24 protein-coding genes are annotated in these 20,374 nt (G+C 57.3%); 9 read left to right on the top strand and 15 right to left on the bottom strand.

What is annotated here, in order from left to right; all coding sequences use genetic code 11:
* Positions 1–17: 17 nt before the first annotated feature.
* Both rpsI and rplM read right to left on the bottom strand, forming a co-directional pair.
* Entirely contained in the window at positions 18–503 is a 486-nt protein-coding gene (gene rpsI, locus ACR0AA_RS07795; protein WP_039535473.1) for a 30S ribosomal protein S9, read from the bottom strand.
* Positions 504–509: 6 nt separating this feature from the next.
* Complete coding sequence (gene rplM / locus ACR0AA_RS07790; RefSeq protein WP_170373746.1) at positions 510–968, bottom strand: 50S ribosomal protein L13; 459 nt, start codon at positions 966–968, stop codon at positions 510–512.
* A gap of 236 nt (positions 969–1,204) precedes the next feature.
* Between rplM and ACR0AA_RS07785 the strand changes: the two genes are divergently transcribed.
* Positions 1,205–1,567 (top strand): nuclear transport factor 2 family protein, encoded by a 363-nt coding sequence (locus ACR0AA_RS07785; protein WP_480661685.1) that lies wholly within the window; start codon positions 1,205–1,207, stop codon positions 1,565–1,567.
* A 4-nt stretch (positions 1,568–1,571) separates the two neighbouring features.
* Here ACR0AA_RS07785 and ACR0AA_RS07780 read toward each other — a convergent pair whose 3' ends face one another.
* Positions 1,572–2,975 carry an aminotransferase-like domain-containing protein gene (locus ACR0AA_RS07780; RefSeq protein ID WP_480661683.1) on the bottom strand — a complete coding sequence of 468 codons (1,404 nt, stop codon included), beginning with the start codon at positions 2,973–2,975 and terminating at the stop codon, positions 1,572–1,574.
* Positions 2,976–3,074: 99 nt separating this feature from the next.
* Between ACR0AA_RS07780 and ACR0AA_RS07775 the strand changes: the two genes are divergently transcribed.
* Positions 3,075–3,302, top strand: a complete 228-nt coding sequence (locus ACR0AA_RS07775; protein WP_480661681.1) for a DUF1127 domain-containing protein — start codon at positions 3,075–3,077, stop codon at positions 3,300–3,302.
* A 57-nt stretch (positions 3,303–3,359) separates the two neighbouring features.
* Here the strand turns inward: ACR0AA_RS07775 and ACR0AA_RS07770 are convergent, their stop codons facing one another.
* Positions 3,360–3,803, bottom strand: coding sequence for a PaaI family thioesterase (locus tag ACR0AA_RS07770; protein WP_480661679.1), 444 nt, complete (start codon positions 3,801–3,803; stop codon positions 3,360–3,362).
* A 58-nt stretch (positions 3,804–3,861) separates the two neighbouring features.
* Between ACR0AA_RS07770 and ACR0AA_RS07765 the strand changes: the two genes are divergently transcribed.
* From ACR0AA_RS07765 to gluQRS, 4 genes are all read left to right on the top strand, one after another.
* Positions 3,862–4,647, top strand: a complete 786-nt coding sequence (locus ACR0AA_RS07765; protein ID WP_480661677.1) for an enoyl-CoA hydratase — start codon at positions 3,862–3,864, stop codon at positions 4,645–4,647.
* Positions 4,648–4,909: 262 nt separating this feature from the next.
* On the top strand, positions 4,910–6,250 hold the full coding sequence (trmFO, locus tag ACR0AA_RS07760) for a methylenetetrahydrofolate--tRNA-(uracil(54)-C(5))-methyltransferase (FADH(2)-oxidizing) TrmFO (protein WP_480661675.1): 1,341 nt from the start codon (positions 4,910–4,912) through the stop codon (positions 6,248–6,250).
* Between the two features lie 37 nt (positions 6,251–6,287).
* Positions 6,288–6,902, top strand: coding sequence for a class I SAM-dependent DNA methyltransferase (locus ACR0AA_RS07755; protein WP_480661674.1), 615 nt, complete (start codon positions 6,288–6,290; stop codon positions 6,900–6,902).
* Positions 6,899–7,795 (top strand): tRNA glutamyl-Q(34) synthetase GluQRS, encoded by an 897-nt coding sequence (gene gluQRS / locus ACR0AA_RS07750; RefSeq protein ID WP_480661672.1) that lies wholly within the window; start codon positions 6,899–6,901, stop codon positions 7,793–7,795. Before ACR0AA_RS07755 ends, gluQRS begins: the two co-directional genes overlap by 4 nt.
* A gap of 3 nt (positions 7,796–7,798) precedes the next feature.
* Here the strand turns inward: gluQRS and hisI are convergent, their stop codons facing one another.
* The gene (gene hisI, locus ACR0AA_RS07745) at positions 7,799–8,188 is read right to left on the bottom strand and encodes a phosphoribosyl-AMP cyclohydrolase (protein WP_480661670.1); all 390 of its coding nucleotides are present in this window, start codon (positions 8,186–8,188) and stop codon (positions 7,799–7,801) included.
* A 48-nt stretch (positions 8,189–8,236) separates the two neighbouring features.
* Here hisI and ACR0AA_RS07740 point away from each other — a divergent pair, with 48 nt between their 5' ends.
* Entirely contained in the window at positions 8,237–8,689 is a 453-nt protein-coding gene (locus ACR0AA_RS07740) for an iron-sulfur cluster assembly scaffold protein (RefSeq protein ID WP_480661668.1), read from the top strand.
* 59 nt (positions 8,690–8,748) lie between these two features.
* Positions 8,749–9,387 (top strand): MarC family protein, encoded by a 639-nt coding sequence (locus tag ACR0AA_RS07735; protein WP_480661666.1) that lies wholly within the window; start codon positions 8,749–8,751, stop codon positions 9,385–9,387.
* A 187-nt stretch (positions 9,388–9,574) separates the two neighbouring features.
* Here the strand turns inward: ACR0AA_RS07735 and ACR0AA_RS07730 are convergent, their stop codons facing one another.
* The 5 genes from ACR0AA_RS07730 to sciP all read right to left on the bottom strand — a co-directional run bounded on the left by ACR0AA_RS07730 (position 9,575) and on the right by sciP (position 15,238).
* Positions 9,575–9,697 (bottom strand): hypothetical protein, encoded by a 123-nt coding sequence (locus ACR0AA_RS07730; protein ID WP_480661664.1) that lies wholly within the window; start codon positions 9,695–9,697, stop codon positions 9,575–9,577.
* 111 nt (positions 9,698–9,808) lie between these two features.
* On the bottom strand, positions 9,809–11,899 hold the full coding sequence (gene recG, locus ACR0AA_RS07725) for an ATP-dependent DNA helicase RecG (protein WP_480755840.1): 2,091 nt from the start codon (positions 11,897–11,899) through the stop codon (positions 9,809–9,811).
* Positions 11,896–14,022: an NAD-dependent DNA ligase LigA gene (gene ligA / locus ACR0AA_RS07720; protein ID WP_480755800.1), complete on the bottom strand. Its 2,127-nt coding sequence runs from the start codon at positions 14,020–14,022 to the stop codon at positions 11,896–11,898. The genes recG and ligA overlap by 4 nt, the downstream gene beginning before the upstream one ends.
* A gap of 124 nt (positions 14,023–14,146) precedes the next feature.
* Positions 14,147–14,863, bottom strand: coding sequence for a response regulator transcription factor CtrA (gene ctrA, locus ACR0AA_RS07715; protein ID WP_480661660.1), 717 nt, complete (start codon positions 14,861–14,863; stop codon positions 14,147–14,149).
* Positions 14,864–14,944: 81 nt separating this feature from the next.
* A complete protein-coding gene (gene sciP, locus ACR0AA_RS07710; protein ID WP_480755799.1) occupies positions 14,945–15,238 on the bottom strand; it encodes a CtrA inhibitor SciP in 294 nt (97 codons plus the stop codon).
* Positions 15,239–15,367: 129 nt separating this feature from the next.
* On the opposite strand from sciP, the gene mnmA reads away from it, so the two are divergent.
* Positions 15,368–16,513: a tRNA 2-thiouridine(34) synthase MnmA gene (gene mnmA / locus ACR0AA_RS07705; RefSeq protein WP_480755798.1), complete on the top strand. Its 1,146-nt coding sequence runs from the start codon at positions 15,368–15,370 to the stop codon at positions 16,511–16,513.
* A 16-nt stretch (positions 16,514–16,529) separates the two neighbouring features.
* Here the strand turns inward: mnmA and ACR0AA_RS07700 are convergent, their stop codons facing one another.
* The 5 genes from ACR0AA_RS07700 to fabZ are packed head-to-tail and all read right to left on the bottom strand — an operon-like array spanning position 16,530 to position 20,318.
* Positions 16,530–17,105 (bottom strand): hypothetical protein, encoded by a 576-nt coding sequence (locus ACR0AA_RS07700; protein WP_480755797.1) that lies wholly within the window; start codon positions 17,103–17,105, stop codon positions 16,530–16,532.
* A complete protein-coding gene (gene lpxB / locus ACR0AA_RS07695; RefSeq protein WP_480755796.1) occupies positions 17,098–18,264 on the bottom strand; it encodes a lipid-A-disaccharide synthase in 1,167 nt (388 codons plus the stop codon). Before lpxB ends, ACR0AA_RS07700 begins: the two co-directional genes overlap by 8 nt.
* Positions 18,264–19,058, bottom strand: a complete 795-nt coding sequence (locus ACR0AA_RS07690; RefSeq protein ID WP_480755795.1) for an LpxI family protein — start codon at positions 19,056–19,058, stop codon at positions 18,264–18,266. The genes lpxB and ACR0AA_RS07690 overlap by 1 nt, the downstream gene beginning before the upstream one ends.
* Positions 19,059–19,062: 4 nt before the next feature.
* Positions 19,063–19,848 (bottom strand): acyl-ACP--UDP-N-acetylglucosamine O-acyltransferase, encoded by a 786-nt coding sequence (gene lpxA, locus ACR0AA_RS07685; RefSeq protein WP_480661648.1) that lies wholly within the window; start codon positions 19,846–19,848, stop codon positions 19,063–19,065.
* On the bottom strand, positions 19,845–20,318 hold the full coding sequence (fabZ, locus tag ACR0AA_RS07680; RefSeq protein WP_480661646.1) for a 3-hydroxyacyl-ACP dehydratase FabZ: 474 nt from the start codon (positions 20,316–20,318) through the stop codon (positions 19,845–19,847). Before fabZ ends, lpxA begins: the two co-directional genes overlap by 4 nt.
* Between the last annotated feature and the right edge of the window lie 56 nt (positions 20,319–20,374).

The raw sequence follows: 20,374 nt of genomic DNA, 5'->3' as shown, positions 1-20,374 counted from the left end.
GTGCACTCGGCAGCGAATTAACGCTTCGAGAACTGGAACGAACGACGCGCTTTGCGCTTACCGTATTTCTTACGTTCCACAACACGGCTGTCGCGGGTCAGGAAGCCAGCGGCTTTCAGCGCGCCACGCAAGCTGGGATCGTACAGTTGCAGGGCTTTCGAGATGCCGTGCTTGACCGCACCGGCCTGACCGGTCAGGCCACCGCCTTTGACGGTTGCAACAACGTCGAACTCACCTTCTACGCCGGCAACCTGAAACGGCTGGCGCAGGATCAGTTGCAGAACGGGACGAGCAAAGTACTTGTCCTGGTCTTTGCCGTTCACGGTGACCTTGCCGGAACCCGGCTTGATCCAAACGCGGGCAACAGCGTCTTTACGTTTGCCGGTGGCATACGAGCGACCCAGTTCATCACGTACGGGTTCACGCACGATGACTTCTTCGGCCACGGTTTCAACGCCTGCGACGGCGCTCAGCTCTTCGAGAGTATTGATCTGATCAGCCATCGGTCATTAGCTCCGGGTGTTTTTCTTGTTCATGGACTTAACGTCCAGAACTTCGGGCGCTTGCGCCTCATGGGGATGCTCGGCACCGGCGTAAACGCGCAGGTTGGTCATCTGCTGACGCGCCAGACGGTTGCCCGGCAACATGCGTTTGACGGCCTGAACGACCACGCGCTCGGGGTGTGCACCTTCCAGGATCTGCTGTTTGGTGCGCGACTTGATGCCGCCCGGGTGGCCAGTGTGCCAGTAGAAGTTCTCTTCGCGCTTCTTGCCGGTCATCTGGATTTTGTCAGCGTTGATCACGATGACGTTGTCGCCCATGTCCATGTTCGGGGTGAACGACGCTTTGTGCTTGCCACGCAGACGCATGGCGACGATCGAGGCAAGACGGCCCAGAACCACGCCCTCGGCGTCGATCAGGATCCATTTCTTGTCGATGTCTGCAGGTGTTGCAGAAAAGGTTTTCATGGCAGGATAGTCCTGTTTGATGTGAAAGACCGCCCCAAGGCGGAGCGGCCCGAATTCGATGGAGCGTATTTAGAGGGCTGCGTCGCGCAGGTCAACCACGCCAATCCTATTTAAATTCTGCAAAATCAATGAATTAAAAAATAGGTATTATTTTACCCCATACTTCGTTGGGTAAATCGACATACAGAGTGAACGTTAATTTACAATCCGATATCCGATATGGGAGAAATCACATAATGAACTGGCAACAAACTGTGTCCGACTATGGGGCGGCATGGCAGGAAGCAGACCGGAGCAAACGGCTTGAAATTCTGACTGCGTGCTTTGCAGAGAACGGAATATATGTCGACCCCATGGCCGAGGTGAAGGGCCGGTCAAACCTGTGCGATCATATCGGAGAAGTGTCGCAAAGCACGGGCGGCAAGCTAGAGCTGACCAGCAAGGCCAGTGGTCATAACGATGTCATCCACTTCACCTGGCGTTTGGTTGGTCCGGATGGCGGCATCGTCGTTGCCGGCCACGATTTTGCGCATCTGGATGCCGAGGGAAGGTTCGCACATTTGGCCGGGTTCTTTGGCGATCCTGAACCTTTGGGCTGAACCTTCAGACGCTGATCTGCTCGGGGGGATTATCCAGAAGCGCCCTCAGGCGCTGCATCGCGGCCTCGAACCGCTCCAACGACACGTGGCCGTTCATTGCAATGCGTACGGCGTTCGGTGCGCGCCCGTCACGCAGCGCGAATTCGTCAGCGGACCGCAACTGTATGCCGTCTCGCTCGGCCGCACGACTGAATGCAGCAGCGCGCCAGCCCGAGGGCAGGTTCAGCCAGACGAACGGAACGTCGGGTGCCCAGTTCAGATCAAACCCGCCCAGAGCGTTAACGGCCACGCGAACATACTCGCCCATCCGAACTCGGACATCCTTAGCGATTTGGCGCGTCCGGGGGTCGGACAGCAGCAACCGGGTTAGTTCCGCCAAAGGCTGCGCCAGCCCGAAATAACCGTATTCAGCCGACCGCCGCAGGTCCACGCTGCGTTCCCGTGGAGCTATCGCGAACCCAACACGCAACGCCGGGGTCAGGATTTTTGAGATCGAAGATACATGCCACCCCCGTTCTGGTGCCAAGGCGCGAAAGCTGGGTGCGTGGGCGTCCCCCATGCGATAACAATCGTCTTCGATAATCTGCAGATCGTGGCGGCGCGCGACCTCGACGATCTCCTTTCGACGTTCCAACGGCGTGTGAGAGCCGGTGGGGTTCTGCACTTCGGGCGAGACACAAACTGCCTGCGCCGGTGTTTGGCGCAGGACGTGATCCATTGCATCGGGATCAACGCCCCATTTGTCCATTTTGACGCCAACTACCTCGGCCCGCATTAACTCCCCTGCCCGACGGAACCCTGCGTAAGACAAGTCCTCGACCAGAACGACCGGCTTGGGACCACGCAATATTGTTTGGAAAACAAGGCACAGACCGTTCTGCCCACCGTGGGTCAGAACCACGTCATCATGGGTCAGGGCGCCCAGCGGGAGATCCGAGAGCCACTCGACCACCGCCTGCCTCATGGGCTTGTAGGCATCGCGGGTGGGATAGTTCATCAGCAACTGCGGATCTGCCTGCGCCACCTTATTCAGGCATTCACGGATCAATGCAACCTGTCCGACATCGGCCAGTCGCGGGCTAAACAGGCTGACATTGGCGCTGTATTTGTCTTCGCGCAGATAAAGCTGCCTTGCCCATACATCGTCCAGCAGGGGTGATTTTGGCGGCGCTACAAATGTACCACGTCCGACCTCGGCTTGTAACAAGCCTTCTTCCGTCAGAATCGTATACGCCCTGGCAACTGTACCAGGTGTGATTTGTAACCGATACGCAAGCTCACGCACCGGAGGCAGTTTCGTTCCGACTTCCAGTGCTTTGTTCTTAATAGCTTTTCGTATTGTGTCGGCCACCAGGGTGTACTTTGGACCTTTGGATTTTGGCAGCGCCTCTGGCCAAATTGTATCCATTACAATTCTTCCTTTGCTTTTGACACAATGCTGAATGTATCAAGCATATGTACCGAACATATTAGCTTTGTGTCAATACAATTTGAAAGGATACCCAAGATGACACGCCACATGCACACCCCCGCCCTCATGCTGCTGAACGATAGCCCCCGGCTGCCGATGATTGCCGCGCTGGCCGTGCGGTTTGCGGCGACTGTCACAAAGTGGGAACGACAGCGCCGCAGCAGGGTTAACCTGTCGCAGTTGGATGATCGCATGTTGAAAGACGTCGGGCTGACCCGCGATCAGGCCGACCGAGAGATCAAACGCTATTTCTGGCAGTATTAACCAATCCCCAGTCCCTATCGGGACCTCTTCCTTGGCCGGGTCTTACCCGGCCATTTTTTATCCGAACGCCGCCGCAGCGGACCCTTCGGGCGGTAGAGAATAAGTCATCGTGGCTCGGGCAACGGGCTTGTCTGAACCGGCCGAGAACATCAGGACATCGCCAACGGCAAGCGTTTTGCCAAGTTTCAGCAACGTGCATCGGCCGATCATATCCGCACTGCCGTCCGGTTTGCGCATAAAGTCCATTGAGCAGCCTGTTGTCACGGCCAATGACTGGCGTCCTTTGCGGGCCAGGATCATTGCGTAAACACTGACATCTGCCAGGCCGAACATTGACGGGCCCGACACCGTTCCCCCCGGTCGCAAGTGCCTGTCCTCGACCAGCAATCGCATTACGATCGAATTTTCGTCCAAACTGTCCACCGCAAAGTCCCGCTGGACCTGTGGAAACACCTGATGCAGATACTCCGACAGCTGTTCGCGGTTCAAAACCAACGACATACTTCCCCTCCTCGATTTGCCGCCCTAGAGTTGGCCCGACATCAGATCGGAGGGCAAGATGGGAATTCTGGAACGTAACGACACAGGGGGTGTCGCGCGGCTGAAAATGAACGCGCCGGACCGTCTTAACGCTCTGAGCGACGAGATGCTGGCGGCGCTACAATCCGAATTCGACGCTCTTGGTGGTGACCCAAGTATCCGTGCCGTGATCTTGTCTGGTGAAGGCAAGGCGTTCTGCGCGGGACACGATCTCAAGCAGATGACTGCAGGGCGCCAAAGCGAGGATGGCGGAAAAGCCTATTTTCAGGATCTGTTTGCGCGTTGCGCCAAGATGATGCTGTCGATCCAGTCCCTGCCCCAACCGGTTATCGCTCAGGTCCACGGGATCGCTACGGCCGCGGGGTGTCAACTGGTTGCGACGTGCGACCTTGCCGTTGCCGCTGAGGGCACGCGGTTTGGGGTGAACGGGGTCAATATCGGATTGTTCTGTTCGACACCGATGGTCGCGCTCAGCCGGAATATCCCGCGGAAGCAGGCTTTCGAGATGTTGACCACCGGTGAATTCATTTCTGCGGACCGTGCAGCCGAACTAGGGTTGATCAACCGCGCCGTGCCCGAAACGCTGTTGGAGCAGGAAGCGACGTCGCTTGCGGAACAATTGGCGGATAAGCTTGGATCAGCGGTCAAAATCGGCAAACAAGCTTTTTACCAACAGCTCGATATGCCAATCGAACAGGCTTACGCCTATACCGGAGAGGTAATGGCGCAGAATATGATGCATCGGGATACCGAGGAAGGGATTTCCGCATTTATCGAAAAAAGACCTCCGAATTGGGATCAATAACGCGATTGTCATGGTAAATTTTAACGACTGTTCGCATTTTTGGACTTTTCAAAAGGGCGACACTGTGGCAAAGCTGAGACAAGGCTTAGGCCCCAGATAGCTTTTGGGTCGCTGTAAGCGGAAGGTCCCTCCAAGCTGGTTTCTCTCACCGGCGTTGACATTCCCGCTGCGGCGACCCCAAGTTCCCCTTAAATTGTTGACGATCTGATACGGTGCGCAGCTTGTGTTGCGTTGCGCCTTGCTCTGCCCTATGTGGCACCTCATGACACAGAAATTGCATATCGTGGGCGGCGGCATGGCAGGGTCCGAGGCGGCCTGGCAGGCGGCTGAAATGGGCGTGGATGTAGTGATCCACGAAATGCGGCCCAAAGTTGGCACCTTTGCGCACCAGACCGGCAACTTGGCCGAAATGGTGTGCTCGAACTCATTCCGCTCGGATGATGACGAACAAAACGCGGTTGGGCTGCTGCATTGGGAAATGCGCGAAGCCAACGGGTTGATTATGACCACGGCCGATGCGCATCGTCTGCCCGCCGGGGGCGCGCTGGCCGTGGATCGTGATCCCTTTGCCGAAGCGGTCACCGCAAAACTGCACGCCCATCCACGGGTCGAGGTGACCGGAGAGGAAGTCACCGCCCTGCCCGATGGCGGTCATTGGATCATCGCGACCGGTCCACTGACCTCAGCGTCGCTGGGAGAGTCGATCCGGGCCGAAACCGGTGCAGAGTCGCTGGCCTTTTTTGATGCGATTGCCCCCATCGTCTATGCCGATAGCATCGACATGAGCAAAGCCTGGATGCAATCACGTTACGACAAAGGTGAGACTGAGGAAGAGCGCACGGCCTACCTGAACTGCCCCATGGACCGTGATCAGTATGAGGCGTTCGTTGATGCCCTTCTGGCCGCTGACAAGACCGAGTTTCACGAAGGCGAAACCGCGGGATACTTTGACGGATGCCTGCCCATCGAGGTGATGTCCGAACGCGGCCGCGAGACGCTGCGCCACGGCCCGATGAAGCCGGTTGGCCTGACCAATCCGCATGAGCCAGACGTGAAACCTCATGCGGTTGTGCAGCTGCGCCGCGACAACGCGCTTGGAACGCTGTTCAACATCGTGGGTTTCCAGACCAAGATGAAGTACGGTGCGCAAACCGAAGTATTCCGGATGATCCCCGGCCTCGAAAACGCGAGTTTTGCGCGTCTGGGCGGCATTCATCGTAACACGTTTATCAACTCTCCGACATTGCTTGACGCGCAGATGCGTCTGAAAACAAAACCGAATATCCGGTTCGCCGGTCAGATCACCGGTGTTGAGGGCTATGTCGAAAGTGCTGCCATGGGACTGCTGGCCGGACGGCTGGCCGCTGCCGAGATTCTCGGTCGGACGCTTCCTGAAGTGCCGCAGGATAGCGCCATGGGCGCATTGATCCACCACATCACAGGCGGGGCCGAGGCCAAGACGTTTCAACCGATGAATGTGAACTTTGGCCTGTTCCGCCCTGTCGAAGGGCTAAAGGGCGGTCGGCGTGGACGGAAAGACCGCTACAAAGCCTATACTGACCGCGCCAAGGCGGAATGGTTTGACTGGCTGGCGCATTGCTGACTGGACGCACCGCGTCCAACCAGCCTAACATGCGTATATGAGCGACAAATACCTTAAGGATGTCTATGGGTTGGAAACGCCCGAGGCCACCCGCGCGCACTATCAGAAATGGGCATCATCTTATGACGCAGAAGTCGGGTCGCATGGCTATGCTACGCCTGGTCGCGTCGCCGAAGCACTATGGTCAAAGATGCCCGAACCTCGGACCCCTGTTCTGGACTACGGCTGTGGAACTGGGCTGTCGGGAAAGGCACTGCACGCGGCGGGATTTCAGGTGATCGACGGGATTGATCCTACACCGAAGATGCTTGAGGAGGCCAAAGCCAAAGGCATTTACAGGAATCTGACGTCGTTTGAGATCAACGACCCGGATCCATTGGAGCGAGGCGCATACAAGGCGATCACCGCGATAGGCGTGATCGGAACCGGAGCAGCCCCGCCAAAGACCTTCGACCTGTTGATGAATGCGCTGCCCAAGGGTGGTTTTCTGGCGTTTTCGTTCAATGATCATACGCTCAACGACCGGTCCTATACCGGCCGCCTGAACGATTGGCTGGACATGGGGGCGGCAAGGCTGTTGTTTAAGGAGTATGGGCCTCATCTTCCGGGGATGGACCTTAAATCAGACGTATATGTTGTTGAGAAAACGTGACATTTATCACCAGGTTCGCCCCTTCTCCAACGGGCCCGCTTCATCTTGGCCATGCTTATTCCGCACTTCTAGCCAGTGATATGGCTGCTAAAGAAGGTGGCCAATTCCTGTTGCGCATTGAGGATATAGACCGCTCCAGATGCCGACAGCACTGGGAAGATCAGATTTACGATGACCTGAGTTGGTTGGGGCTGGTATGGCCGGAACCGGTGATGCGCCAGTCATCTCGCCTTTCCACGTACGAAGAGGCATTGCGAGACCTGTGGTCGCATGGACTGCTGTATCCCTGCACGTGCAATCGCAGGGATATCGCCGCCGCAGCCAGTGCACCGCAAGAAGGGCTGCCCTTGCATGGGCCGGACGGGATTATCTATCCGGGCACGTGCCGGGAGGTGTCAGACAGAACTGGACCCATGCCAACCGACACGCCCCTGCGATTGGACATCGCCATGGTCGCAAGCATAGTTCCCGAGTTGTTCAATACTGCCTCTCAACAACCTGCAAACGCAGCCTTTTTTGAGGAAACCGGCATCGGTCCAGATGGCGAAAGCGGACATATCGCCTTCACAGCTAAAGAGCTTAGGGAAACCATCGGCGACGTTGTACTGGCACGGCGCGATATGGGGACGTCCTACCATCTATCCGTCGTTCTGGATGATGCGGCTCAGGGCGTGACCCATGTCGTGCGTGGTCAGGACTTGTTCGAGGCGACCCGTATTCATGTGCTGCTTCAGGCGCTTCTCGGGCTGCCAACTCCAGTGTATCACCATCACCGCCTAATCCGCGACGACACTGGCAAAAGGCTGGCCAAGCGCGACGACGCGCGGGCGATTTCCAAATACCGCGCCGAGGGTGTGTCCGCAGGTCAAATTCGAGCCATGGTTGGACTTTGAGCCCTACTCCACCGGAGACATCAGTTCGACTTCGTCGCCATCGCGAACAGCAGTGTAGAAACAGGTGCGGCGGTTTGTGTGGCATGCTGCGCCTGTCTGCCGCACCAGGACCAACAGACAGTCCCGGTCGCAGTCCACACGAAAATCCACCAAATCCTGAACGTGGCCTGATGTTTCGCCCTTGATCCAAAACGACTGCCGCGAGCGCGACCAATAGGTCACCCGGCGCGTTTCCAGCGTCTTTTCAACTGCTTCGGCATTCATCCAAGCCATCATCAGAACTTCGCCAGAGGCCTCATCCTGTGCGATGGCAGGGATCAGACCAGCCTCGTTATACTTCAAGCTCGACGGATCGAATGTGATGATCTCGGACATCATAAAAACCTTTTGCATCCCGGTGGATGCTCACTATGTATGGGGAACACGCAACGAGGGGAAGCCATGTCCGGCGAGAACGACCTGATAAAGCTATATTCCGGCCGCATACTAGCGCTTGCCGCTGATATTCCGCATCTGGAACGGCTGGAAAACCCTGACGCGACCGTGAAAAAGCGGTCGCCCTTGTGTGGATCGACCGTGACCGTGGACGTCAAGGTTCTGGACGGTCGGGTTGCCGAGTTCGGACAGGATGTGAAGGCCTGCGCGCTAGGTCAGGCCTCGGCTTCGGTTGTTGGTTCTACCGTGATTGGGACCACGCGCGCGCAAATCGAAACGGCACGGGATCAGTTGGCCGCCATGTTGAAGAAAGATGGCCCTGCCCCGGATGCTCCGTTCGACGGCCTGGAGGTCCTTATGCCCGCACGCGACTACAAAAACCGTCACGCCTCGATTCTGCTGGCGCTTGATGCGACTGCCGAGGCGATGGAGCAGGCCGAACAAGCCAATTGCGCCTGATTATGGTATTTCGGTTCAAACCCATCTAACCTCTCGCCCAATCAGGGGGAGAAATTGGTTTGAATAATTTATTGGAGCACTTCGTCACCCTTTGGGTGGTCATTGATCCGATTGGCACTATCCCTGTGTTTATCGCGGTGACGGCCGGGCTTGAAGCCGCGGCGCGTCGGAAAACGGCATTGCTGGCTGCGGCTATCAGCGCCGGCGTTCTTCTGTTTTTCCTGGTTTGCGGACAGTGGCTGATCGAGGCGCTGGATATCGGGCTCAACTCGTTTCAGGTGGCCGGTGGGATCATTCTGTTCCTGTTCGCCCTGACGATGATCTTCGGTGAAAGCAAACAAGACATCGAGCAACGTGAAGCCGAAGATGATCAGGAGGACAAGTTCCACCAGCATAACCCGGCGATTTTCCCGTTGGCCGTGCCGTCGCTTGCCTCTCCGGGCGCGATGCTGGCGGTGGTTATTCTGACGGATAACAGCCGCTACAGCGCAACCGATCAGGGCATCACCGCCCTAGTCATGCTGTCGGTGATCGCAATTGCCTTTATTTTGATGCTGCTGGCCGAACCAATCATTCGTCTGATTGGACATTCCGGTGCGGCGATCATCAGCCGGATCATGGGCATGATCCTGGCGTCAGTTGCGGTGAATTCCGTGCTGTCAGCGATGCTGGAAATCTTCAAAACCGGTCAGTTGTAAAAAAACCGCCGCACCTTCCGGGCGGAAAGGGCGGCGGCAGGCATTGCGTTTCTCGTGTGGGACCCGGATATCCGCGCAGGGCCGAGGCATGGCCCTTTCAAGGGAATTGGGACAGGCAGGTCACCCTTGACTGATATGGGGATGACAGCGCACGGTTTGAACGGCACGAGATCGCAGGCAGAAAGGGTCAGAACGCTCCGGGAAGGTGAAGGGCAACCACCAGCATCACCACCAAAGACACAGCACCGGCAGCGTCTTGCAACAGCGTTGCGTGCGAGCGGCTAATGGCGGTCTTGATCTGGGTCAGCATGGTCTCACCTCCGGTCGGGATTTAATCCTTTGTTGACCTTTTGTTCTCATATTTCACCGAGTCGGTAAAGAACTTTTTGAGAACATTTGTGAACTTATGGGAACGATTTTGCTAACCCACTGAAATCAAACGGATTGCCTGATCCTGCTTCATGAGCCACAAAAGGACGCGGACCGACTGCCCCCGTTCACTTTCAAGTTTCGGGTCTTTACTCAGCAGGTTGCGTGCATCCGTCTGAGCGACAGCCATCAATCCGGCCTGACGTTCCAGATCCGCAATCCGGAACTTTGGCAACCCTGATTGCGCTGTACCGATCAGGTCACCTGCGCCGCGCATCTGCAAGTCAGTCTCGGAAATCCGAAACCCGTCTTCAGTTTCACGCAGGACTTCCAGTCGTTTGCGTCCCCCTTCGCTCAGAGGGGGTTGATACATAAGCAAACAGGTCGAGTCCGCTTCACCCCGTCCGACCCGCCCGCGCAACTGGTGCAACTGGGCCAACCCGAAAATCTCGGCACGTTCGATCACCATGATCGAGGCATTGGGAACGTTTACGCCAACTTCGATGACGGTTGTGGCAACCAATACCTTTGTCTCACCTTTCTGAAAGGCAGCCATAGCGGCATCTTTATCCGTTGCTGGCATCTGGCCATGGACCAAGCCAACCATGCCTTCGCCCAACACAGCACGCAGCCGCTTGAACCGTTCCTCTGCAGCTGTCAGGTCCGACACTTCGGATTCATCGACCAGCGGGCAAACCCAGTAACACTGGCGGCCTTCGTCGATCGCCCGCCGTAAATGCGCGACGACCTCATCCATGCGTTCAGTACTGACGATGGCGGTTTTGATCGGCTTCCGTCCCGGTGGTTTTTCGTCCAGAACGGAAACGTCCATGTCTCCGTATTGCGCCAAAGCGAGGCTGCGCGGAATTGGCGTGGCGGTCATGACCAGAACATCCGCGCCCTGCCCTTTTTCGGAGAGCTCCATCCGCTGGCGGACCCCAAACCGGTGCTGCTCATCGACAATTGCCAAACGCAACGCGCGGAACTCAACATCGCTTTGAAAAACCGCGTGCGTGCCGACAAGGATGTGAATGTCGCCCTGTTTCAATGCTGCCAATTTGGCGCGCCGCTCGGCCCCTTTATCCCGACCCGTGAGGATTTCCAGAACGACACCCGCTTCTTCGGCAAGTGGGCGCAAACCTTCAAGATGCTGCCGAGCCAGGATCTCGGTTGGTGCCATCATCACACCCTGACCGCCCGCCTCGACAGCGGCTAGCAGAGCCATGAAAGCAACCAGAGTTTTTCCCGCGCCGACATCGCCTTGCAGCAACCGGTTCATGCGCGCGTCCGAGGCCATATCGGCAGTGATTTCTTCGATCGCCCGCATCTGGGCTCCGGTGGGTTTGTACGGAAGACTGCGCAAAACTTTGGCCTGCAGGACACCGGTGCCAACACTGACGATACCCCGCGCCTTGCGCTCGCGCTGCCGGGCCAATGCCAGAGTCACTTGGTGCGCAAACAACTCATCATAAGCCAATCGCTCCCGGGGCGGAGCGTGTGCGGCAACATCATCCGCCCCCTGAGGGTTGTGCGCCGCTGAAATAGCCGCCGCCCAGTCCGTCCAGTCTTGTTGGACAACCTGAGCCGGATCAATCCACTCGGCCAGTTGTGGTGCACGCGCCAACGCGCTGCGGGCCGCCTTGTAGGCTGTCTTTTGAGTGATGCCCTGGGTCAGATGATAGACGGGCTCAAACTCGGGGATGTCACCTGCGTTTTCCAACGGCAGCATATGATCTGGGTGGACCATCTGTGCCATGCCATCGAACAGTTCGAGCTTGCCAGAAATCACCCGGCGACTTCCCTCCGGCAGAACCTTTTTCAGATAGTCACCGCGCGCATGAAAAAACACCAATTGGAAGTCAGTTTGCGAGTCCTCGACATGAACCCGATAGGCCCCGCCCTTGTTGCGCGGCGGCCTGTGAGTTCCGACCGTAACCTCAACTGTTAGCGTCGTCGGCAGGTCGGCCCCTTTGATTGTGTCTCGCCGACGCCGGTCCACGACCGCATATGGCAATCCGAACAACACATCACGTGGAGACTCGATGCCAGTCTGCGCCATGACCTGAGCGGTCTTGGGACCAACCCCCTCAAGCGTCTCTAGCCCCGCGAACAGCGGAAACAAAACTTCGGGACGACCACTCATGCGGTGCCGATCAGTTGCAGCCATTCGTCCTCATCCAAGGTCCTGATGCCCAGCTCTGCCGCTTTCTTGGCTTTGGACCCGGCCCCCGGTCCTGCAACCAGAATGTCGGTTTTCTTGCTGACCGAACCCGAAACCTTGGCGCCAAGAGCCTCGGCCCGTGCCTTGGCTTCGGCGCGGGTCATCTTTTCCAGCGTACCGGTGAAAACGACCGTTTTTCCTGCCACCGGGCTGCCCGAAGTGTCCGGGCGTTTGGCGTCCTGCACATCCAACTGATCGACAAGAGCGTTAATACTCGAACGCTCGGCCTCCTGAGCGAATGCGGACACCAGTGCGCGGGCCATAACCTCTCCTACGCCATCGATGCCCAGCAACTCGTCCCATTCAGGGCCTTCGAAACTCGCAGCTGCGGTGATAGCCCGTTCAAAGTCAGACCAAGCACCATAATGGTTGGCGATCAGGTTTGAAGCCGCTTCACCCACGTGACGAATGCCTAATGCGAACAGAAGGCGTCCGAACGGAATCTTGCGTTTCTCGTCGATTGCTTCCCACAGATTGCCAGCACTTTGTGCGCCCCAGCCCTTGCGGTTGGCCAGCTTGTTCAAGTTGGCCGCGTCCCGGTTCTGCAGCGTGAAAATATCAACGGGCGTTCTGACCGGCAGATCGGGGTCGTCGTAGAACATTTCGATCTGCTTTGCGCCCAGACCTTCAATGTCGAACGCCTTACGAGACACAAAATGTTTCAATTTTTCAACGGCCTGTGCGGGGCATATAATCCCACCCGTGCAGCGCCGAACAGCGTCGCCTTCTTCGCGAACTGCATCGCTGTGGCATTCCGGGCAGGACGTGGGAAAGACATAAGGTTCCGCACCTTCAGGGCGTTTCGAAATGTCTACATCCGCCACTTTCGGGATCACATCGCCCGCGCGATAAACCTGTACCCAGTCTCCAACCCGAATGTCCTTGCCATCCCGGATCGTACCGCCCTTGGCATCCCGACCGGCGATATAGTCTTCGTTGTGCAAGGTGGCATTTGACACAACGACCCCCCCGACAGTTACGGGGTGCAATCGGGCGACGGGGCTAAGCGCGCCTGTTCGTCCAACCTGAATGTCGATCGCTTCCAGCCGTGTCCACGCCAGCTCGGCCGGAAACTTGTGAGCAATGGCCCATCTGGGGGTCGTGGACCTGAACCCCAGTCGGGCCTGGAGCGCCAGATTGTTCACCTTGTAGACGACACCGTCGATGTCATACCCAAGCGTGGCCCGCTGCTCTTCTATGCTGCGATAGTGATCCAGCATCTGACCGGTCGTTTCACACAATGCCGTCAGTGGGTTGGTCGAAAAACCGAAACTGGCCAATCGTTCTATTGCGCCTGATTGCGTTTCCGCCAGAGGTTCAGACAGTTCGCCCCACGCATAGGCAAAGAACCTGAGAGGACGGGATCGAGTGATTTTGGGATCCAGTTGCCGAAGCGACCCCGCCGCCGCGTTCCTCGGGTTTGCAAAGGTCTTTTCGCCCAGCTCTGCCTGTCGCGCGTTCAGCTTTTCGAAGTCTTCATGCGACATATAAACTTCGCCGCGAACCTCTAGAACATCAGGTGCATTTTCAACGCTGTGTGGAATGTCAGAAATCGTCAAGGCGTTCGCAGTTACGTTTTCGCCAACTTCTCCGTCGCCGCGGGTCGCCGCCTGTACGAGCTTTCCCTGTTCATACCTTAACGACAAGGACAGACCGTCAATCTTGGGTTCGGCGGTAAATGTAAGCCCGGCTGAGTCGCCCAATCCCAGATATTTGCGGATAGACCGATCAAAATCTGCGACATCTTCGTCGTTGAACGCATTGCCAAGGGACATCATTCTGACGGCGTGGACGAGTTTTGAAAACCCTTCCGCCGGTCTTGCGCCGACCTGGTCAGAGGGGCTATCGGGTAGCTTCAACTGCGGAAAACGCGCCTCAATGTCGGTATTTCGCCGCTTTAATGCATCGTAGTCCGCGTCAGATATCTCAGGTGCGTCCTCTGCATGATACCGCGTGTTGGCTCGCGCAATCAATTCTGCCAACCGCGCCAGCTCAGCACGTGCCTGATCTTCCGTCAGCTCTGATACCGCAATTGAATCGCTCATGGCCTTGCCCTGTCACATAGTCTTTGAACCCAGTGATAGGGCGAGGCCATGGCTAGGTCCAGATGTGCTGTTCCATGAGTGAGGTGGCCGCCTTGGACCAACGACGACCAGATTTCATTTTAGGTCAGGCTCCAACAGCAATCCGATGCTCGCCCATACCGTTGGCCTGAGGGTCGCGCAGCACGTATCCCCTGCCCCAGACAGTTTCGATATAGTTTTCGCCGCCCGTCGCATTGCTGAGCTTCTTGCGCAGTTTGCAGATGAAAACGTCGATAATTTTCAACTCGGGCTCGTCCATGCCGCCATAGAGATGGTTCAGGAACATCTCTTTGGTCAGCGTGGTGCCTTTTCGCAGACTTAGCAGTTCAAGCATCTGGTATTCCTTGCCGGTCAGATGGACGGCCTTGCCTTCAACCTCAACCGTTTTGGCATCCAGATTCACTGCGACCCGGCCCGTATGTATGATGGATTGGGAATGGCCCTTGGACCGACGAATGATTGCGTGGATGCGGGCTACCAGCTCCTCTCGGTGGAAGGGTTTGGTCATGTAATCGTCAGCGCCGAAACCAAAGCCCTTGATTTTGCTTTCGGTGTCGTCAGCACCCGACAGGATCAGAATAGGTGTTTCAACCCGTGCAATGCGAAGCTGCCGCAGCACTTCGTGACCGTTCATATCCGGCAGGTTCAGGTCCAAAAGGATCAGGTCATAGTCGTACAATTTTGCAAGATCGATGCCTTCCTCGCCCAGATCCGTCGCATAGACGTTGAGGTTTGCGTGCGTCAGCATCAATTCGATGCTTTTGGACGTAGTGGGATCATCCTCGACAAGAAGTATACGCATTTACTGCTCCAATTCGGGTCAATTACCAATTAAAATTGAACCTGATCAAAAATGGTTAATCTGACGTTACCGTTGAATCATTTATTCACATTCGCCTTTAGGTTGTCGATATTTTTTTAGAGCGGTGGCTTTCAGCGCGTCCAATCCGTGTTCCGCAACCGCTGAAACCCATGAATTGAACTCTTCATCGCTGAGGCCATAACGTTTTTTGGCGTCGGATAGCGAAATTAGCCCATAAAGAACGCCGCGCACGACGATCACTTTGCGCGAGGCGACCCATCTGGTCGTGTCTTCCGGCGGAAGGTCCGCGCGCGATAAAAGTGTTCCATCCGGCAGGGTTACAGACCTTGGCCCTTCGACTTTGTGCAAATACATCTCTCGACCCTTTTCCAACTGCGACAAAGCTGCCAACAGCCTACTTAATGCCGGGTGAAACCGCCCCTTGAGAGTGTGTAGAATTTTCCTATATTCTGCCGGTCTTTCTTAACCCGCACTGGAATCGTCATGGCCCTCGATACCGAGACACCGCTGAACTCGCTTGGCTTCGCCAAACCCCCGTCGGAAACGCGGGTGGTTGTTGCCATGTCCGGTGGCGTGGACAGTTCTGTTGTCGCCGCTTATCTGGCCGATCAGGGCTATGACGTGGTTGGTGTGACGTTGCAGCTATATGACCATGGCGCGGCCCTGGCCAAAAAAGGTGCCTGTTGCGCAGGGATTGATATCCATGACGCGCGCCGTGTGGCCGAGGAACGCGGTTTTCCACACTACGTTCTGGACTACGAGAACATCTTCAAGGACGCCGTGATTGACGAGTTCGCCGACAGTTACTTGGCCGGTGCAACTCCGGTGCCCTGCATTCGCTGCAACGAACGCGTGAAGTTCAAGGACTTGTTGGAAACCGCCAAGGACCTTGAGGCTGATTGTATGGCCACCGGTCACTACATCCAGCGCAAGATGGGCGCGAACGGACCTGAGCTACACAGCGCCGAAGACGCGAACCGGGATCAATCATATTTCCTATTCTCGACCACGCCCGAGCAGCTGGACTTCCTGCGCTTCCCTCTGGGACACTTGCCCTCCAAGGACGCGACGCGTGAGATGGCCGCGCAGTACGGTCTGTCGGTTGCGGACAAGCCTGACAGTCAGGACATCTGTTTCGTCCCGAATGGCAACTACGCCAGCGTGATCGAAAAACTCCGCCCCGGCGCCGCCGAGCCGGGTGAAATCGTTCATGCCGACGGTCGTGTCCTGGCACAGCACAATGGCGTCATCCACTACACAATTGGTCAGCGCCGCGGTCTGGGTATTGGTGGGCTGAGCGAGCCCCTGTATGTCGTGAAGCTCGACGTGGACAAAAAGCAGGTCGTGGTCGGCCCCAAGGAGTTGCTGGCCACCCGCACCGTACCGGTGCGCGAAATCAACTGGCTGGGTGATGAGCCATTCGCCTCACAGAAAGAATGGCATTTGTCGGTCAAAGTCCGCTCGACCCGCCCTCCGCGCGAGGCGATTGTCCGGCCACTGTCGGAAACGACAGCCGAGGTTGAACTGCTGACACCCGAGGAAGGCATCTCGCCCGGTCAGGCCTGCGTTTTCTATGCCAACGAAGGCTCTCGCATCTTTGGTGGCGGCTGGATATGGCGCGGCTACTGAGGCCCTAGCCTTCAGGTCACAAAACGTCTGTCGGGCTGTTGACTAGAATATACAGTCCGACGGAGACCATGATGTAAGGTGCAATTCTGTCGAGTCTTGCGAAACGTGGTCCCAGCACCTGCGCTCGTGGCGCACCCCAGCTTGCAACACCGATCAACCCGGCAAGCGCGCAGGCCGCCCCGATCAACGCCGTCATCCGGAACGCCGGGGTGGAATCCGCAAACAATGGTGTCATTGCGACCAGCGTATCAATCGAAAGACTCAGAAACAGAGCAACGACCGAAGTGATGGCCCCCGTATCGGGCATCTTGCGGCTGTCAGCGCCCCTGATTTGTTGCCAGATTCCATAAAGCCCCAGACACAAGGGAATAATCCCGAGGTAGCCAACCCAGTTTAGAAATCCGCTTTGGTCCAAGCCGCTCGCAATCACCAGTGCCAGCGAAATGACAATAGTCTGAGCAACCGCAAACCCAATCACCACGCGACGTGTGTCCATCACCATGATCAGTCCGAACATAACGACAAGATTGTCGAGATTGGTTGAGACGGTTACGACCCCCGCCGAAATACCGAACAGGATGTGTTCAATCATGGCTTTCGGGCAGTCTGTTCAGAATGGCACGGGCTGCGCGCAGGCCCGGCGCTTCTCCACCCCGTCCCAACCGGTCCATTGTCAGGTCCATGGCCCTCTGCTGCGCCTCAGGATCGGCGGACACAGCCGCCAAAGCTGCAGCAATCTTTCCCAGCTCGCAATCGTCCAGCAGGCATTCGGGAACTGCACGGGTCTCCGCCACCAAGTTGACAAGGGTCACCGTGTCCAGGTCCACCATTCGCTTAGCGATCACGGTTGTCAGCCAGTTCAGATTATAGGCAATCACCATAGGCGTCGCTTGCGCGGCCAGTTCCAAAGAAACTGTTCCGGACGCCGCCAGGGCCAGATCGGCTGCTGCAAACGCTGCCCTTTTCTGTGCCTGAGCCTCGTCAGGGGGCAATTGGCGCGGGTCCACCACGACCGGCGAACCCGGCCAGTTTTGGACATGCTCCGTCACCGTTTCGACAATATGGGCAACAGCCGGGACGACAACGCGGGTTTCGGGGTGCTCTTTCAGATACAGGTTTAACGCTTCACCAAATACGGGGGCTAGACGATCCACTTCGCCGCGGCGCGATCCTGGCAAGGCCAGCAGAATTGGGGTTTGCCCAAGATCGTGGGCGTCCCGAAACTTCTGAATGTCCTCATCTGATGCCACTGGTTCGCTGACGACCGGATGGCCGACAAAGTCGCATTCCATGCCCGCACGCTCCATGTAGGGCGGCTCAAATGGCAGCAGGGCCAACACGTGGTCGATGACCTTTGCCATTTTGTCCGCACGACCCGGACGCCAGGCCCAGACACTGGGGGCAACATAGTGGACGGTACGAATCTTGCTTTGCGCCTTCACCAGTTTGGCGACGCGCAGCGAGAAATCGGGGCTGTCGATGGTGATCAGAACATCAGGCTGGGTATCCAGAACAGCCTGTGCCGTCTCGGAAATCCGACGTTTGAGATGAAAGAACTTGGGCAGGACCTCGACCAGCCCCATGATCGAAAGTTCAGACATCGGGAAACGACTTTCCAAGCCCTGCGCTTGCATTAACGGGCCGCCGACACCGTCGAATTCGACATCCGGCACAAGGGTTCGCAGCCCTTCCATCAATGCGCCGCCAAGCCGATCCCCCGAAGGCTCCCCGGCCACAACGAAAACGCGCATCAGTTCGTCCGCTCGCGGACGTACAGGAACAACCCGAGCCGATCGCATTCGGCGATGACGCGGTCCTTCTCCAAAACAAGAACGCCGCCCTTTTCGATCACAATCCCGGACAGCCCAGCCGCAACGGCACCAGACACAGTATCCGGCCCGATGGCAGGCAGATCAGCACGGCGATCCTGATCTGGCTTAGGCGCCTTGAACAGTACGCCGCCGCCGGCATCCGGTCTTTGCGTCAGGGACTGCAACATCCACGCGGTACCGAATATCCCTTCGATGGCGAGAGCCTGCCGTTTGGACACAACGCAAGCCTGCCCAACATCTGCAGCCCCCAATGCACGCACGATTGCTGACGCGCGGTCTGAATCGGCCAGATCAGCCTCGGACGGTTGCGACTGCGTCAGGCAGCCGAGTTGCGGCAGTAGGTTCGGTGCGATTTCGTGTGCCGCCCGCACTTTGAATCCGGCCTCTTCAAATATTCCAATCACGGCCCGCAGCGCGGCATCGTCCCCGGAGAGGATCGCTTGTTGCAAGATCGGGACCAACGGTATGGTTGCTGCGTCGATCCGCCCGGGATCAATAGGCGGACGCCCAACGGCCCCTGCCATGCAAATCTCGGTCACGCCGCGCGCTTTGATGTCAGCGATGAAGCTGCCAAGCTGTTCCAGCGGAAATTCGACATCCGGGGTCAGGGTGTCCGGGCGAAACCCCTCCATGGCGCATATCACCGGGCGCTCGGCCAGTTGCTCTACGACTTCGCCCGGCAATATGCCCGTTCCGGCAATCAGCGCCAGCATGGGTCTATTTCCCCGGTGTCAGGAAGGATCGGTCCGAATGCCCGGTCACGAAATCGACGATCCGCTGAACGTATTCGCTTTCGTTGTCTGCCCCGACCCGATGCGCCCGCTCCATGAAAGTACCGTCGCCGGTCGAAAGTTCACGGAAGGCGGCGCGCAAGGCTGCGATATCCTCACGAGATACACCGCGCCGCTTGAGCCCAACAAGGTTCAGGCCATCAAGCTCCCCCCGCGGGGCCTGCACCAGACCATAGGGGATCACGTCGTTCGGAACCATCGTCAGAGCGCCAATGATCGCGCCGCGGCCCACGCGGACAAACTGGTGCAGCCCGGAAATGCCGCCGACAATCACGTCGTCCTCAATGATGCAATGACCGGCGGCGCCTGCATGGTTCACCATGATCACCCGATTGCCGATCTGGACGTCATGCGCGACGTGTACGCCGGCCATCAGCAGGCAGTCATCGCCGATCCGGGTAACACCGCCGCCTCCGTCGGTTCCGGTGTTCACCGTGACATGTTCGCGAATCCGGTTGCGCTTACCGATTTCCAGCCGCGTGTTCTCACCGCCGAATTTCAGATCCTGCGGGATTTCCCCGATGACGGAAAAGTTGAAAATTACGGTGTCTTCACCAACAGAGGTTTCCCCCGTGACCACGACATGGGATTTCAACACGACCCGGTCATCCAGCGTTACCTGACTGCCCACATAGCAGAACGGGCCGATGACGCAGCCCTCACCAATTTGCGCACCGTCTTCGATAATCGCGCTTGGATGGATGCCGCTCATGTCGTTTTTTCCATGTCCCAATCGACATAGGCCGAGAATTCGGCCTCGGCCGCGACTTCGCCGTCAACCGTGGCACGACCGGCGAATTTGAAGATCTTTCCGCCTTTTTTGCCCCGAACGGTTTCGACATGCATCTCAAGCACGTCGCCCGGGATTACCTTGCGGCGGAACTTACATTTGTCGATGTTCATGAAGTAAATCAACAGCTCGCTGTCGATCACATCCATGCCAACGCCAAGCATCACACCTGCGGTCTGGGCCATAGCTTCGACGATGGTCACACCCGGCATGATCGGAGTGCCCGGGAAATGCCCCTGGAAATGCGGCTCGTTCATGGTGACGTTCTTGATGCCAACAGCCGACTGATAGCCCGAGATGTCCACCACCTTGTCAACCAGCAGAAACGGATAGCGGTGTGGCAATATCCGCTGGATCAGCTGAATGTCGGCGCTTTTGGTTTCCGTGCTCATCTTGCAGTCGTCCCGTTATGGAGTTCTCTTTGACGCGTGGTTAGCAACACCGCGCC

The organism is Ruegeria sp. CE8, assembly GCF_056537465.1.
Note: the sequence above shows the minus strand (reverse complement) of the source record. Positions and strands in the feature narration are given on the sequence as shown.